Below are 16,692 nucleotides of genomic sequence, written 5' to 3'. Positions count from 1 at the left end.
GCTGCCAGAATTTCGAATATGCAGTCGTGTTCAGTGAGGCAATAGGAAATCCCGATGCAGACGCATCGGGATTTCATCTTTATTCATAGATTACAGTGTCTTCGGAAAGTTCGTCGTAGTCTTCATCAAGGTTGGTTTCGGAAATGTTACGGGCATTATAACCGATCCGTTCGAGGTTGCTGATGAGATCTACATACAGCAGACCGCCGTCCGTGGAGCATGTTCCCTTGTTCAGGCGTTTGACGTGCTGTTTTCTGAGCTTGTTCTCAATCTTATAGGATTTCTGGCTGAGTCTGATGACTTCCTCCAGCTCCTGCGGACTGTAGATGTCGAGTGTATCGATGGCCTTCTTGAATGATTTGTATACATGTTCGTAAAGGTTCTGGAGGCCTTCTTTTGCTTCGTCGGAAATCTCGATCTTTTCTCTGAATTTCTTGTTGTAGGATTCGGTGTACTCATTGATCTGTATGCTTACTTTGTGCAGTATGCGTGTGATTTCAAGCAATGTCGCCTGTCTTTCAATATCTTCATCACTGATGTCATATTTCGAGGCATCGATGAGATATTTCTTGATGCTGTCCTGCAGTGTATCCACGACATTGATTTTTTCTTTGATCTCTTTATATTTCTTGCTGTCTCCTGATTTGCTGAAGCTCTGGGAATCATCGAGAATACTGAGCGTCAGGTTTCCAAGGTTTTTAACTTCGGCCTGGGCACCCTGCAATGCAATGCCCGGAGAGCGTTTCAACAGCAGTGGATCAAGCTGGTTCGGCTGGAATTCCTCTGAAAAATCCTTGCCTGGAATAAGCTTGGTTACAATCCAGGCGAGCGCGAAGACGAAAGGAAGATGTATCAAAGTATTCGTGATGTTGAAGAACCCGTGGCCGAAGGCAATCGTCATCTCAGGATTCAGTTCGAATGTTCCCTGCAGGTAAGTGATAAGTCTTGTGAACAGGGGGAGGCCGATTAAGAATATTGTGGCGCCAATCACGTTGAAGACCACATGTACAGCAGCAGCCCGCTTGGCTGCGATGGATCCGACAAGTGCTGCAAGTATAGCTGTGACAGTAGTGCCGATGTTATCCCCCAGGAGGATTGGCAACGCGGCATCGAGTTCTACAAGGTTATTTGCATAGAAGCCCTGCAGTATTGCAATGGTTGCACTTGAACTCTGAACGATGACTGTAAGTACAGTTCCTACAGCAATGCCGAGCAGAGGGTTATGGGATACATCCAGCATCAGATTTGAGAATGATTCCAGGTCTGCGAGAGGTTTTACCCCGTCGCCCATCAACTCAAGTCCATAGAAGAGGGCACCAAAACCGAACAGGACCCTTCCGAGATTATTTGCCTGCGGTCTGCTGCCCAGGAAGAAAATCATGAATGCCCCAAGGGCAAGAATAGGGAGTGAATAGGCACCGATATCAAGACCGATGATGAAAGCCGTGACAGTAGTGCCGATGTTGGCTCCCATTATGACCCCAATGGATTGTCTGAGAGTCATAAAACCGGCGGAGACAAGCCCGATGGTAATGGCAGTCGTACCTGAACTGCTCTGTATCAGTATAGTAACAATGATTCCTGCAAGAACCCCCAGCAATGGATTGGAAGTCATCCGGTTCAGGATTTCTCTGAGGCGGTCGCCGGCAGCTGCCTGAAGTCCGTCACCCATCATTTTAAGTCCATAAAGAAAAATACCTAGCCCGCCTAAAAATAGGAAGATGACCTCCATCGGACTGAGTTCCATAAATATTCCCCCAATTAGGCACCTTGGCGCCTTTACGTTAATTTAATTGATTTTACTTGGAATTTACATACCATGTTACGGTTCTCATTATAGGATGGAATATAATAAAATGCATTAAAATAAATAAATTAACCCGGGTTAAATTCTTACATTTGCAATAATGTGGCTTTTGATGAAATTTTAAAAATTTTTTAACAAACACTTAACGATATGACCTGGATCTGCCATTTTGGCATGCAGGTGAATATATTGAATTATGTAAAAGTTCAGTCGACATATGGGGACCAGTGTGAGAAACTGGTACTTAACCTAAAACAACTGCGAACAGGAGGGAATCGGCTGTGACTGTGGTACTATTCGATGTTGACGGGGTGTTTCTCAGTGAGGAAAGATGCTTTGATGTGTCTGCCCTTGCAGTGCACGAAATGCTGTACAGCCCCAGATACTTAAATTTGGAGAAAGAGAAGTTTAAGATTGATTATACAGATGAGGAGATAGACGGCATACGGGCATCCATCTTCAGCAATGATGAAGTGCTTGAAAGGTTCAAGAAAATGGGGCTCAATTCCAACTGGGATATGCTCTTTGTCACATTTTCCGTCCTCTATATAAATTTGATCAAATATTCCAGCATCAACGTGGATAATGTGGACATTTCCGATATCTACACAGTCGGCGAGATGCTGGGTGATGTGGAAGTGGACTACAGCCATGTTGTGGATTTCCTGAAAGAGGGGAACTATACGAAAGATACGATCTATACGGAGCTGATTGAATATGCCCGCCGCAGAATCGGGCTTTCAGATCCTGAAGTATTCGATATGCATGGCCCTGTATGGACGACCGGCCAGTACAAGTACCAGGAATGGTATCTTGGAAGCGCTGATGTCAAAACATCGACCGGTATGGAGGCTGAAGAGGAAGGAAAGAAAGGCTTCATCAATGATGAGGAATGGATCCGTCCCCCGGAGGATATCAAAGCCATGCTGAAACGGCTCATTGAAGCAGGTGTGGAGATCGGAGTGGCCACCGGCAGGCCGAGACAGGAAACACTGATTCCTTTCCACCAGCATGGCCTCATGGATATTTTCAGGAGCAACAGAGTTTCCACGGCGTCTGAGGTCCTTGCGGCGGAAGGAGTGGAAGGTGTTGATGTTTCCCTGGCAAAACCACATCCATACAGTTATCTGTGGAGTCTTTATGGCCATGATGAAACGCATTTCGAAGACGCGGTCGATAAAAGAAATGTATCCAAAGAGAAAATTTTCATCATCGGAGATTCCATTGCTGATTTCTACTGCGCTGAGGCAATCGGTGCGGATTTCATCGCCACTCTGACCGGATTGACCGGCGAGGAAATCATTCCGGACTTTGAAACGCTTGGTGTGACAAATATGGTAGAGTCCGTTTTGGAAACCGAAGAAATCATACTAAAAAACCATCACAAATGATTGTGATGGTTTTTATGTTTATGACAGGTCGACCTGCTTCAGGCCGTTAAAACCTTTGATTTTGCTCAATTCCTCCATCGCTTCATCGTTCACGCCCTGGTCAAGTGAGAGGGAAAGGAGTGCATTGCCCCCTTCGTCGTGCCTGCCGAGCTGCATGCTCGCAATGTTGACTTTGTGGGTACCAAGTGTGATGCCCATCTCTCCAATGATACCCGGCCGGTCCTGATGGTCTATGAACAGGAGGTGTTTCGTTGGTTTGATGTCCACCTGGAACTCATTAATCTTGACTATGCGTTCCCCGTAGCCGTTCAGCACACTTGCGCCGAGCACAAGGGTTTCATCCTCATTGATCAGTTCTGCCTCCAGATAGTTGCTGTATCCGTGGGCCTTTCCCTTCTTTTCAACTTTATAGACGACATCCTGTTCCTGGAGCAGGTAGAGTGCGTTGATGATATTGACGTTCTCCCCGAGGTGGGGTTTGAGCATGCTGGAGACGAATGAGCGTGTCAGCATGCTCGTATCATCGATTGCAAGCTCCCCGTGGTATTTAAGCTTGATTTCGGAAGGGGGACGGTTCATCAGCTGGATGCCGACTTCCCCCATGTGGCTTGAAATGTTGATATACGGCTTGAGTTCTTTATTGATATTCTCGCTGATGCGCGGAGCGTTGACGGCATGGACAATTGTGTTGTTTTCAAGGATGTCGATTATTTCCCGGGAAACGCTGATGGCGACTTTCTCCTGTGCTTCCACTGTGGAAGCGCCGAGGTGCGGTGTGACCACCACTTTCGGATGGTTCAGCAGTTTCATATCTGTGGGCGGCTCCTCTTCGAAGACATCAAGGGCCGCCCCGTCCGCCCTGCCCCCGTCCAGGGCTTTGAGCAGTGCATCTTCGTCGATGATTCCGCCGCGGGCAACGTTGACGATTTTCAGACCCGGTTTCGTCCTGCCGAAGAAGTCTTCGCCCACAATCCCTTTCGTCTGGGGGGTAAGGGGAGTGTGGACGGTAAGGAAATCCGCCCGGGCGGCAATTTCATCCACTTCCATCTTCTCGATTTCCGCTTCCTGTGCTTTATCGTCCGACAGATAAGGGTCGAAGGCAATGATTCTCATGCCGAAACTCTGCGCGCGTTTGGCCACACCCAATCCGATTTTCCCGACGCCGATGATGCCGAGCGTCTTGCCGTACATTTCCGTTCCCTTGTGTCCTTTTCTGTTCCATTTACCTTCTGAAAGTTCTTTGTGTGCAGCGGGGATGTCCCGTGTGAGTGACAGCATCATGGCCATCGTATGTTCAGTCGCACTGATCGTATTGCCGTCAGGTGCATTTATGACTATGACACCATGCTTCGTTGCAGCATCGATATCGATGTTGTCCACACCGACACCGGCACGTGCGATGACTTTGAGCTGTCTCGCATATCTGATGATTTCTTCAGTTACGGTCGTCTGGCTCCTGACGATCAGTGCATGGTATTCGTGGACCGTTTCCAGAATCTCCTCTTCACTGAGCCCGGTGTTTACATCCACATCATAATTGGGATGGTCGAGGAGTTCCTTGATGCCGTCTTCGCTTACAGGGTCGAGCACGAGTATTCTATAGTTTTCCATAATACGCCTCCTGTGCGGCAGCGACTGCCCTGCCATAGTAATTTTCATTCCTGTAATCGCTGAGTATCGCTTCGATTGCGGCGAGCACCCGGATCATATCGTGGGGGAACATGTAACCCATGTGCCCGATGCGGAGTATTTTGCCCTTGAGTTCCTTCTGCCCGCCGGCGATCGTGATCTGATGCTCACTTTTAAGCTGATCCTTGATGACTTTCAGCTCATCTTCACCCGATTGGAAAGCTGTGACGGTCGGGGAGGCATATTCATCGGCCACCAGCATCGTGAGGCCCAGTGCCCTGAGGCCGGCCCGGAGCATATCCTGCATGTTTCTGTGGCGTTCGAATACATTTTCAACGCCTTCCTCGTGATAGATTTCCAGTACCCTCTCAAGCCCCTGGATCAGGGAGACTGCAGGTGTGAATGGCGTAGAGTGGTCTTCCAGTGCTTTGAAATACCGGTTGATATCGAGATAGAAGCGGGGCAGTTCATTGTCAGCCGCCTTCTGCCTCGCTGTATCATTCATCGCAACAAATGCGAGTCCCGGCGGAAGCATCAGTGCTTTCTGGCTGCCTGTTACAAGACAATCGATATTATCCTGCTCCATATCGAATTTCATGCCTCCGACGATGCTGACACCGTCGACGACGAACAGCGTTTCGCTGTTATAGGATTTAACGGCTTCGCCGAGTGCATTGAGCGGATGGATTACCGCTGTCGAGGTTTCGCATGACTGTGAGAAGACTGCTTTGACATTTTCTTTTGTGTTCAGAAATTCTTCGAATTTTTCCGGATCTGCCGCTTGTCCCCATTCGACGTCGTACACATGGACATCGAAAGGGTATGTTTTTGCAATATTCCTGAAGCGGTCGCCGAATGAACCACTCACTATGATGACAATGGATTCGTCCGGCCTGACGAGGTTCACCATCGCAGCTTCAAGTGCACTTGTACCGCTTGAAGAAAGGATGGCAACAGGGTTTTTTGTGCCGAGTATGGTTTTCAATCCGGGCTGGATACTTTCCATCAGCTTATTGAAGTCATTGGAGCGGTGACCGATCATGCCCTCGGCCATACGGCTTGAAACCTCGGGCGGAATGGGCGTCGGGCCTGGTGTAAGCAACAGTTTTTGTTCCATGAAATCTTCCTCCATTAAATAGATGGTAACTATGATAACAAAGTTTTCTGTATTTTCCATCAATATATGGAGGTGACAGCTTCAATTGTGTAATTTTACAAATAAATGCGTTTTCATTCAATTGTCCTTGCCGTCTTTGAGAATCTCATCCACGAGGCTGTGAGCCTCCTGGTACTGATCCCTGTAGGATTCCCCTTCGAGTGTATGGGTGACATACTTCAGCCCCTGAAGTTCGAGTTCTTCCAGAATCATCTGGTGCATGGTTGCGGAATATTCACTCTTGTCATTCTCCCGGGGCGGCAGCACGAGGACGAGGGACCAGTTCTGAAGATCTATGAAGTAGTCGAATACCGACTTCAACTGATGGAATTCATCACCTACAGCGTGCATCTTCATGTAGATTTTCGTCATCATCACATCTGTATCCGCAAAGAATACTTTTCGTGTACCGGGGGAGTGGATATTCCTTTTGTTATTCTCGAACTGTCCGATGCCCACTGCATGAAGATCCTTGACATCCAGTTCATCGGCGGCGACATGCTGTGCAGCGCGGTATTCCTTTGCATACTCTGTGGAATAGCTGGTGGAATATCTGCGGGCAAGGTCCTGGACCAGTGATGATTTTCCCGTAGCCGGCGCGCCAAGTACCAGCACATTCTGCACGAAAAACCGTCTGAACGGCCGGGTGACATAATCCCAGTTCAATATGGGCTCTTCCCGTATGCTTGTCCCGCTGATGCCGAGGATCTTACGGTCGACCATGGTTATACGCGTATCGATTCCGCTCCATTTCTCATCAAAGAAATTACGGAGAGGATCGATATACTCCTCCTCGCCAACATAATAGGTCATTTTCCCCACCTTGAAATCCAGCCCATCGAAACCTTGGGAAATCTTCTCTGCAAGCATTTCCAGCCATGGCTCCCAGCCGTGGGGGTATCTCGGGATATCCGTTTCATCCAGCTTGATGACCGATACGTTTTCATCATTCCGCAGCAGCTGTCGCATCGCCTTTACCCTGTTATCCAGTGACATTCCGTATGTATTGCCGCGGTCTCCTTCATATCCGCTGACGATGACGAGCGCATGCCTGTTTTCACGTTTGGCACGCACGATCTGTTCAAAATGTCCGACATGGCACGGTGCGAATGTTCCAAAATATATACCAAGGTCTCTCATATCAGTATCTCCCATCGATTTATCTGTTAGATTAGTTATAACAATATGAAAACGTATTATCAAACCGGGCCCCCTGCGGTGGACGAAGAGAAACGAAAATTATGCTACAATCGTATGGTAATAGACTACGTGAAAATGGAAGGTAAATTAAAACATGTTGAAATGGGTAAATATATTTAAAGGTTTCCTGATGGGGATATGTGAACTCATCCCCGGCGTGAGCAGCGGTACGATGGCGCTGCTGCTCGGCATCTATGACCAGTTCCTGGGGGCGGTCAGCAGAGTCGTCTCCAAACACTGGAAAAATGCCGTGCTCTATCTGATTCCGCTTGTCATCGGCATGGGAGTGGCGATACTGACGATGTCATCGCTTATCGATTACCTGCTCAGAAACCACACGATGGCAGTGCACTGGTTCTTCATCGGACTGATCCTGGGCGTCGTCCCGATGATGCTTCGGATATCCAATTATAAAGTGGAGTTCAGAGCGCCCCATTATATGCTTGTCGTCCTTGCTGTTGCGGGGCTCTTCATCATGGGGATGCTGCGGGCGGAAGAAGTGCCGATAGAGGAGATATCGATTACAGCACCGCTCCTCATCAAACTGTTCTTCAGCGGGATGCTCGGATCTGCAACGATGCTGCTGCCGGGGATTTCAGGCTCACTCGTCCTTCTGCTTCTCGGTTCGTACTCCATCATCATCTATTCACTGAGCGAACTGACATCGCTGAACCTCGCTGTGCTGCCTGTGCTGTTTGCTGCGGGGCTTGGAATCCTGGCCGGGTTGCTAGTGGCGAGCCGGATCATCCAGTATATGCTGCGCCATTACACATATCTGACGTACGCGGCGATACTCGGTCTGGTCCTTGGATCCGTCTTTGCAATCTATCCGGGGATGCCGGCGACGCCATTGACCTGGCTGACCACGATCACCGTATTCATCGCAGGGCTCCTGATAAGCTATTACATGGGTAAGAAAAATGAAGAGACTATTTAACTAGAGAGGTGAGTGTTATGTCCGGAGGACATCCGCTGGTCAAGGCTTTCCATAAGTATATCGAGGGCACGATCGACTACCGCATCGGAGTGATGGGCCAGGTAGACGCCGGGAAAAGCGCACTGGTCAATGCACTGGCCGGGGCCGATACACACATTTCCACCCGGACCGATGCCACGCGTACAATCTCTTCCCATAAATACGGAAAACGGGGGCAGATTCTCGATTTCCCCGGTGTCGGTACGACGGAATACTCTCCGAAACAATATAAGAAACTGATCCGCAAAGCAGATCTCAGCCATGTCCTGTATGTATTCTCATCAAAAATCAGGGAAGCGGATGAGGCAATCATCCGCTTCCTTGCAAAAAGGAAGACGGGGATCACCTTCGTCTACAGCAAATCCGACACACTGGTCGACGTATCAGGAGCGAGGGGGCAGGAGATGCTCATGCATGACAAGGACACGGAGCTGCATGTCACCTTCAAAAAACACCTCGCCCAGCCGCTCAATTACCATTTCGTCAGCGTCAGGGACAATTTCGGCATCGAAGGGCTCAAAGCAGCCCTGCAGCCGATATTCGAAGCGAAGGACAAGGAGTTCGCAAGGAGAGCAGGCAGTGCAGAGTACATGGAGAAATTTTTGAATAAAAGGCTCAATACCCTTGCGTCTAAACTATTATCACCGGGATTGAAGGATATCATTCTCCAGAGAGCATATCGCTCCATAGAGGAGATGACAGAAGCACATTTCGAAGTCTCTCCCGAAGATGGCGAAACAATCGGCAGGGCGATACCCAGGGCCGCAGATTACATCAACAAGGCCAAAAAGACGGATAACACAGGGATGAAATCGAAGGAGTACCTCAGCCAGCTGGCGACACTGTTCGGTACAGTATTCAAACTGAGGAAGCTGAACGTCATATCATTCATAGTATCCACCCTCGGTGAAGCCGGTATCAAAAACATATATCCGGTGCTGAAAGGCACATTCGAGTACGTCGGGGATATGAACGACTTTGCGCGGGAAATACTGAAGCATTACAGCAGGGAACAAAAAGAGAAATCTGAATGAAGGCGTAAATAATGACCCGAAATCCATGACACTTGGAATTCGGGTTTTTTAATTGAATGATAAAATGGAGGAGTGAACACTCTGGCGCAATCGTTTGCAATAACAATAACAATAAGAGAGATAATAATCATCTAAACAATTGCCCATACTGTACAGTATTTTATGCAATCGTTTGCAAAAAGTTCTTGACTACTCTGTGTAATCGCTTTATCATTAAGGTGTATATGATACCGCTTACAAACAAAGGAGGAAAAAGAATGAAGAAATTCAACTGGTTTTTAGTACTGGTACTGTCACTTGTTTTTGTACTTGCGGCTTGCGGGCCGGATCGTCCGGAGTCGTTGGAGGAAGGGGACTCAGCCGAAGGTGGGGGAGAAAATTCAGAAGAGGGCAATGAACCTGAGAAACCGGAGTCACTCTCAGTATGGCTTGATGGCGAAAATCAAGTAGCTACATACGGTGAAATCTTCGAGAAATATGAAGAGGAAACCGGGATTAAAGTTGAATACACAGAAGTGGGGATGACTGATCAGTTGGAACAGCTGTCGCTGGATGCTCCGGCAGGACAGGGGCCGGACCTTTATCAGCAGCCGCATGACATGATCGGCAGCGCCTATCTTCAGGGTCTTGGCATGGAACTCGATCCTGAAGAATTCGACCTGGAAGCATTTAATGATAACGCAATAGAAGCATTTACTTACGAAGGCTCTCTTATGGGCGTCCCATTCGCAGTTGAAGCCGCTTCACTCTACTACAATAAGGATATTGTGGATGAAGCTCCGGAGACCATCGAAGATTTGGAAGCAATCATGGAGGAACATACAGATGCAGCGAATAATGAATATGGTTTACTGATGGAAGCGACGAACTTCTATTTTGCATATCCACTCCTATTCTCCGGTGATGAACAGATCTTCAGCCAAAATGAGGATGCAACTTATAATGCAGATGATCTGCAGGTAGCAAATGAAGGGGTGGTTGAACAGGCCACACGCATGCAGGAATGGTTTGAAGCGGGCTATCTGAGCGAAAATATCACAGGTGATGTTCTCGACGGTCTTTTCACTGATGGAAAAGGTGCTGTGGCACTTACAGGACCATGGAAGTTATCGGACTACTCCGAAGCGTTAGGGGATTCTCTTGGTACTGCAACCCTGCCTGAACTTGAAGGCGAGATGATGACACCGTTCATGGGAGTAAAAGGATGGATGATTTCAGAATATACTGAGGAAGAATACTGGTCCAAGGACCTTTTGAAGTTCATGACAAACCAGGAGAACAGTTCGCTCGTCACTGAAGGGCTTCAGGAAACTGTACCGCGTTCTGATGTGGAAAACTCAAATGAGTTACTGACAGTATTTAGCGATCAGGCGGAAAGTGCAAATCCGATGCCGAATATTCCCGAAATGGCACAAGTGTGGGAGCCCATGGGTGACGCCCTGATTTTCATATCCAATGGAGATGATCCTGAGGAAGTTCTGGAAGAAGCGAAGGCACAAATTGAATCAGATATTGAAGCAGCCTCAGGTGGGCAGGGGTCTGAAGATGAAGAATAAACCTATGAAATTTTAGGAGGAATGGATGATGAAGAACCCTAAGCTGGCCGCAGCCCTGTCCATCCTTCCCGGGCTCGGTCAATTATACAATAAGAGATACATCAAAGCTGGTGTTCTCTTTATTCTTTTTATCTCGTTTTTTGCAGTATTTTATAACTTCCTGAACATTGGTTTTTGGGGGCTTTTCACGCTGGGGGAAATTCCGAGAGTGGATGACTCAAGAATTCTGCTTGCACAGGGAATCATTTCCCTGCTTGTTGCAGCGATCGCAGTCTTATTCTATACGGTCAATATAATCGATGCGTACAGAGATGCAAAACTGATCAACAGTGGTGATTTCAGAACGCTGATGCAGCGTTTCAGGGATTCCTGGGATAAGAGTTTCCCTTATCTCATTGTAGGGCCGGGATTATTTCTGCTTATCTTTCTGGTAGTATTTCCGCTCCTCTACATGTTTTTCCTGGCATTTACGAACTATAACCTGTATAACGCACCTCCAAGGAACGTTCTGGACTATGTAGGTTTTGAAAATTTCAAAGCACTGATAGAAGTGGACATGTGGCGGAATACATTCTTCAGCGTATTCACATGGACAATCATTTGGACGCTGGTCGCCACAACACTCCAGATTGCTTTGGCATTGCTGCTGGCCATCATCGTAAACCACCCTTTGATCAAATTCAAAAGGTTCATCAGAACGATTCTGATTCTGCCATGGGCAGTGCCGGCGTTTGTAACGATACTTATATTTTCAGCGCTGTTCAATAACCAGTTCGGGGCGATTAATAATGATATACTGCAGCCGTTGTTCGGACTGACAATACCATGGCTGTCTGACCCATTCTGGGCAAAGGTTGCATTGATTCTGATACAGACCTGGCTCGGTTTCCCGTTTGTGTTTGCGTTGTTCACCGGTGTACTGCAGAGTATTTCCAATGACTGGTACGAAGCGGCGGATATAGACGGAGCTTCCAGCTGGCAGAAATTTTCAAACATTACGTTTCCCCATATAATGTTTGCAACAGCTCCGCTGCTCATCATGCAATATGCGGGGAACTTTAACAACTTCAATATCATCTATCTGTTCAACGCCGGTGGACCGGCGATACGCGGTCAGAACGCCGGAGGGACGGATATATTGATTTCATGGGTATACAAACTGACATTTGAGACTCAGAACTTCAACATGGCTGCAGCGATATCCATCATAATAGGTCTCATAGTCGCCTCGATTGCGGCATTCCAGTTCAGCCGTACGAGATCAGTGAAAGAGGAGGGGCAGGTTTGATGAATAGAAAACAGAAGAACATTGTCAAAATGATAACTATGTACGCTATTTTATTCATTATGTTTGTTGTCATTGTCTATCCACTGCTCTGGACGTTTGGAATTTCACTTAACCCGGGCAGTAACCTGTATGGTGCACAGATGATTCCGGAAAACTGGTCGTTCGTACATTATAAATGGCTGTTCACAGATCCTCAGAGCATGTATCTGACATGGTATAAAAACACGCTTATAGTCGCGGCTGCATCTTCATTTTTCTCAGTAGTATTCGTGACGCTGACTGCTTATGCATTTTCCAGGTACAGGTTTGTCGGAAGGCGATACGGCTTATACGCATTCCTCATACTTCAGATGTTTCCGGTGCTGATGGCTATGGTGGCAATCTATATTCTTTTGAATACCATAGGCCTGCTGGACTCGCTCTGGGGTCTCGTACTTGTCTATGTAGGCGGGTCGATACCAATGAATGCTTTCCTTGTCAAAGGATATTTTGATACAATTCCCCGTGAGCTCGACGAATCCGCGAAGATGGATGGAGCGGGGCATTTCCGTATATTCTTCACAATTATGATACCGCTTGCGAAACCTATCATAGCAGTCGTGGCACTGTTCAATTTCATGGCTCCGTTCATGGACTTCATACTGCCGCGTATTGTACTCAGGAGCCCGGAAAATTTTACGCTGGCCCTGGGGCTTTACAATATGGTGAACGATCAGTTTGCAAATACATTTACAAGATTTGCTGCCGGCTCGATACTGATTGCCGTGCCGATTGCAATTGTGTTCCTGTTCCTGCAGAGGTATCTGATTTCAGGGTTGATGTCCGGCTCGACTAAAGGTTAGACGGGGTGAGTTTATGGTGACAATCAAAGATGTGGCAAAAGCAGCAGGTGTTTCCCCATCGACAGTTTCACGAGTTGTCAAAGATCATCAAGGAATAAGTATGGATACTAAAAGACGCATCAGGAAAATAATGGATAGCATGGGTTACTCACCCAATATTGCGGCGAGGAATCTGGTGACGAACCGTTCCTTTACCATCGGACTGATTATCAAAAGTGCAGTCCATGAAGCTGTATTGAATCCATTCTTTGCCGAAGTCAACTACGGTGTGTCCGAAGCATGCCGCAAAGAAGGTTTTTCAACACTTATGACATCTGCGAATGATGATGAAGATCTTTTCGGCGAAATAAAGGATATGATCAACTCAAGACAAGTCGATGGCTTCATATTGCTTTATTCAAAAGAGGGAGATCCAGTTGCCAAATATCTGACGGAAATCAATTTCCCCTATGTCGTCATAGGGAAGGATATTTCGAACTCTCAGGATGCCATATACGTGGATAATGATAATGTCTATGCATCACACATGATTACTGATTATCTTTTGGATGAAGGATACAGCGATATAAGAATGATTACAGATAATGATATATTTGCAGTTGCAAAAGACAGGATAAAAGGTTTTTCCAGAGCTCTTGAAAAAAGGGGGGTCAGTCCCGAAGGAAGGATATTGAAGTGCCGGAATGATTCCAACTCTGTGAGAAAGGTGTTGGAGGAGATTTTTTCCGGTGGAAGCCCTGACGTAATCCTTACACTGGATGGTGTGGTTAATGCAAGGGTCGTATCAGAGCTGTACCAGGGGGGCTATAGAATACCTGAGGATGTTGCCACGGTCACATTCAACGACTCGCCTTTGACTGAATTCGCTTCTCCGCCCCAGACGACTGTGGATATATTCCCGGGTGAACTTGGCAGGGAAGCCGGAAACGAAATTATCGATTTAATAAGAAACCCTGACAAACTGAAGAAGAATATCATTATCCCGACTTCGATTATCGAACGTCAATCTACTAAAAGGAGGATGCCTGATGAAAGTGACGGTATGGAACGAGTATAGGCATGAGAAGGAATCTGACGTGGTGCGCGGGGTCTATCCTGACGGCATCCATGCGCAGATTGCCTCTTTCCTGAACGGGCATGAGGTGACAACGGCTACGCTGGATGATGAGGAGCACGGTCTTACTGATGAAGTACTGGATAGGACGGATGTCCTGGTATGGTGGGGGCATAAGGCACATGATGAGGTGTCGGATGAGGTTGCGGAAAGGGTCCGCCAGCGTGTCCTTCGGGGCATGGGGCTTGTGGTGCTCCATTCGGCGCATTTTTCCAAACCATTCAAGCTGCTCATGGGTACTTCATGCGACCTTAAGTGGCGTGAGGCGAATGAGAAGGAACGGATCTGGATAGTGGATCCTGCGCATCCGATTGCCTCTGGGCTGGGGGAGTATTTTGAGCTGCCCGAAGAGGAGATGTACGGGGAGCACTTTGATATTCCGGCTCCGGATGAACTGATCATGCTCAGCTGGTTTGAGGGCGGAGAAGTGTTCAGAAGCGCCTGTACTTTCAAGCGCGGCAACGGCAAGATTTTCTATTTCCGCCCGGGACATGAAACGCATCCGACCTACTATGATGAAAATGTGCAGAAGGTCATACAAAATGGTGTGGAGTGGGTCGGATCGTCCAAAGGAACGCGCCACTATTATGGAAATTATCAACCACTAGAGGATATAAAGGAGAATCATAATGATTAATGTCGGAATCATCGGATGTGGCAGTATCGGTGTTAAACGCCACATCGCGGAATACAGTGGAAACGTAGATGTCAGACTTGTCGCTTTCTGTGACAGGGTGTATTCGCGTGCAGAGGAGCAGAAGGTGCTGCATGGCGGTGCCGCCTATGAAGATTACCGGGAGCTCCTTGCCGACGAAAATGTGGATGCGGTCAGTGTATGCACCCCGAACCATATGCACGCCGAAATTGCGATTGCGGCGCTTGAAGCGGGCAAGCATGTGCTTTGCGAGAAGCCGATGGGTGTGACGCTTTCAGAGATGGATGCGATGATCGAAGCTGAGGAGCGTTCGGCGGGGCAGCTCATGGTCGGCCACAACCAGCGCTTTGTCAAAGAGCATGAAGTGGCGAAGGAATGGATTGCTTCCGGCAGACTGGGTGAAATTTATTCTTTCCGTACGACTTTCGGCCACGGGGGACCTGAAGGATGGAGCGTCGACGGCAGGGACAGCTGGTTCTTCAAGGAGAATCAGGCGGCCATGGGCGCGATGGGGGACCTCGGAGTGCATAAAGCCGATCTGATCAGATTCCTGCTGGGTGAAGAGGTGACAGAGGTCGGCGGCATGATTTCCAAAAAGGCCAAAGACTTCTCGGATGTCGATGACAATGCGGTGTGTGTACTGCGCACGGAATCCGGAATCATCGGCACACTGCAGGCGAGCTGGTCGTTCTACGGAGCAGAGGATAACTCGACTGTGATATACGGGGAGAAAGGTGTACTCCGGCTGCTCAATGATGACAGGCATTCATTCATCTTTACAGGGACGGACGGTGAAGTGCTGAAAGAGAACTACGGCGGCATCCAGACGAATGATGATGCCGGACAGAGCAAGTCATCACAGGTCATGGACCGCTTCATCTCGGCTCTTAAAGGCGGAGAACGTGTCCCTGTGACGGCGGCGGATGCTAAAAATTCTGTGCGCATCATACTGGACGCATTCGAATCGGACAGGAAAGATAAAATTGTTACTGGGGAACAGGTGTTGTAGATGTCAAGAGTAAGACTGGGTTTCATCGGTGTCGGCGGTATTGCGACCGGCCGTCACATCCCGACTTTCCGAACACTGGATGAAGTCGAAATAACAGCGGTGCAGGACATCGACCGGGAACGGGCGGTGAAGGTGGCGGAAGAACTCGGAATACCCGGAGTTTACACGGCCATCGAAGATATGTACCCGCACGTCGATGCGGTGGTGATCTGCACGCCGAATAAATTTCATGCGCCTATCAGCATCGATGCGATGAACCACGGAAAGCACGTCCTCTGCGAAAAACCGATGGCCCTTACGGCCGAGGAGTGCCGCCGGATGATCGAAGCGGAGCAGCGCAATGGTGTCAAACTGCATATCGCCTATCACTACCGTTTCATGAAGGAGGCAATCGCCTCTAAAAAGATTATTGAGAGGGGCATCATCGGCGCTCCGATCGTTGTGCGTGTCAAAGGCCTTAGACGCCGTAAAGTCCCGGGATGGGGCGTATTCACCAACCAGGAACTTCAGGGCGGAGGGGCACTGATCGATTACGGCTGCCATCTGCTGGATCTGGCGATGTATCTCATGGGGGATGTGAAACCGGTGGAAGTGTCCAGTTCCACATACAATCATCTCAGCAGGACGAATACGGTGAACGAATGGGGACATTTCAACAGGGATACATTTGAAGTCGAGGACCATGTGAGTGCATTCATCCGTTTCGACAACGGTGCATCGATGCTGTTTGAAACGAGCTGGGCTGCGAATATACCCGAGGATGAGAATCATATAAGCATCTCTGGTGTCGATGCCGGCCTCGATGTTTTTGATATGAAAGTCAACCAGGCGGATGAAGACCTGATGACGACGATGCGCATCGACTATATAAAGGTCGATGAACCATACAGCAGACTGCAGGCGCAGGATTTCATATCTGCAGTGAAAAACGGCACTCCGCTGCGGGTGAAGTCACATGAAGCGATGGAAGTGTCGAAAATCATTGAAGCGATATACAAAAGTTCACAAGAACAGCGCAGTGTAAGACTATAGGAG

The 16,692-nt window shown here is 48.2% G+C and carries 14 protein-coding genes; 10 read left to right on the top strand and 4 right to left on the bottom strand.

Translation table 11 applies throughout. The annotated features are described in order from the left end of the window. Positions 1-79: 79 nt before the first annotated feature. Entirely contained in the window at positions 80-1,747 is a 1,668-nt protein-coding gene (locus tag WN59_RS11980; protein ID WP_046517650.1) for a Na/Pi cotransporter family protein, read from the bottom strand. A gap of 341 nt (positions 1,748-2,088) precedes the next feature. Here WN59_RS11980 and WN59_RS11975 point away from each other — a divergent pair, with 341 nt between their 5' ends. After that, positions 2,089-3,198 carry an HAD family hydrolase gene (locus tag WN59_RS11975; RefSeq protein WP_046517647.1) on the top strand — a complete coding sequence of 370 codons (1,110 nt, stop codon included), beginning with the start codon at positions 2,089-2,091 and terminating at the stop codon, positions 3,196-3,198. Between the two features lie 18 nt (positions 3,199-3,216). Here WN59_RS11975 and serA read toward each other — a convergent pair whose 3' ends face one another. The 3 genes from serA to WN59_RS11960 form a co-directional block, all read right to left on the bottom strand. Next, entirely contained in the window at positions 3,217-4,809 is a 1,593-nt protein-coding gene (gene serA / locus WN59_RS11970) for a phosphoglycerate dehydrogenase (protein WP_046517645.1), read from the bottom strand. Beyond that, positions 4,796-5,944 carry a pyridoxal-phosphate-dependent aminotransferase family protein gene (locus WN59_RS11965; RefSeq protein ID WP_046517642.1) on the bottom strand — a complete coding sequence of 383 codons (1,149 nt, stop codon included), beginning with the start codon at positions 5,942-5,944 and terminating at the stop codon, positions 4,796-4,798. The genes serA and WN59_RS11965 overlap by 14 nt, the downstream gene beginning before the upstream one ends. Before the next feature lie 117 nt (positions 5,945-6,061). After that, a complete protein-coding gene (locus WN59_RS11960; RefSeq protein ID WP_046517640.1) occupies positions 6,062-7,123 on the bottom strand; it encodes an AAA family ATPase in 1,062 nt (353 codons plus the stop codon). Positions 7,124-7,277: 154 nt separating this feature from the next. On the opposite strand from WN59_RS11960, the gene WN59_RS11955 reads away from it, so the two are divergent. From WN59_RS11955 to WN59_RS11915, 9 genes are all read left to right on the top strand, one after another. Continuing rightward, a complete protein-coding gene (locus WN59_RS11955) occupies positions 7,278-8,120 on the top strand; it encodes a DUF368 domain-containing protein (protein WP_046517638.1) in 843 nt (280 codons plus the stop codon). 17 nt (positions 8,121-8,137) lie between these two features. Beyond that, positions 8,138-9,193 carry a GTPase domain-containing protein gene (locus WN59_RS11950; RefSeq protein ID WP_046517636.1) on the top strand — a complete coding sequence of 352 codons (1,056 nt, stop codon included), beginning with the start codon at positions 8,138-8,140 and terminating at the stop codon, positions 9,191-9,193. A gap of 257 nt (positions 9,194-9,450) precedes the next feature. Then, positions 9,451-10,749, top strand: a complete 1,299-nt coding sequence (locus tag WN59_RS11945) for an extracellular solute-binding protein (protein WP_046517633.1) — start codon at positions 9,451-9,453, stop codon at positions 10,747-10,749. 28 nt (positions 10,750-10,777) lie between these two features. Then, on the top strand, positions 10,778-12,037 hold the full coding sequence (locus WN59_RS11940) for a sugar ABC transporter permease (RefSeq protein WP_156172438.1): 1,260 nt from the start codon (positions 10,778-10,780) through the stop codon (positions 12,035-12,037). After that, positions 12,037-12,879, top strand: coding sequence for a sugar ABC transporter permease (locus WN59_RS11935; RefSeq protein WP_046517629.1), 843 nt, complete (start codon positions 12,037-12,039; stop codon positions 12,877-12,879). The genes WN59_RS11940 and WN59_RS11935 overlap by 1 nt, the downstream gene beginning before the upstream one ends. 31 nt (positions 12,880-12,910) lie before the next feature. After that, complete coding sequence (locus WN59_RS11930; RefSeq protein ID WP_197073421.1) at positions 12,911-13,936, top strand: LacI family DNA-binding transcriptional regulator; 1,026 nt, start codon at positions 12,911-12,913, stop codon at positions 13,934-13,936. Continuing rightward, on the top strand, positions 13,908-14,630 hold the full coding sequence (locus WN59_RS11925) for a ThuA domain-containing protein (protein ID WP_046517624.1): 723 nt from the start codon (positions 13,908-13,910) through the stop codon (positions 14,628-14,630). Before WN59_RS11930 ends, WN59_RS11925 begins: the two co-directional genes overlap by 29 nt. Next, entirely contained in the window at positions 14,623-15,657 is a 1,035-nt protein-coding gene (locus WN59_RS11920) for a Gfo/Idh/MocA family protein (RefSeq protein ID WP_046517622.1), read from the top strand. Before WN59_RS11925 ends, WN59_RS11920 begins: the two co-directional genes overlap by 8 nt. Next, a complete protein-coding gene (locus tag WN59_RS11915) occupies positions 15,658-16,689 on the top strand; it encodes a Gfo/Idh/MocA family protein (RefSeq protein WP_046517620.1) in 1,032 nt (343 codons plus the stop codon). The last annotated feature ends 3 nt before the right edge of the window (positions 16,690-16,692 follow it).

The sequence above is a fragment of the Salinicoccus sediminis genome, assembly GCF_000986795.1.
Taxonomy (GTDB): domain Bacteria; phylum Bacillota; class Bacilli; order Staphylococcales; family Salinicoccaceae; genus Salinicoccus; species Salinicoccus sediminis.
This window is presented reverse-complemented; position numbering and strand designations above follow the sequence as displayed.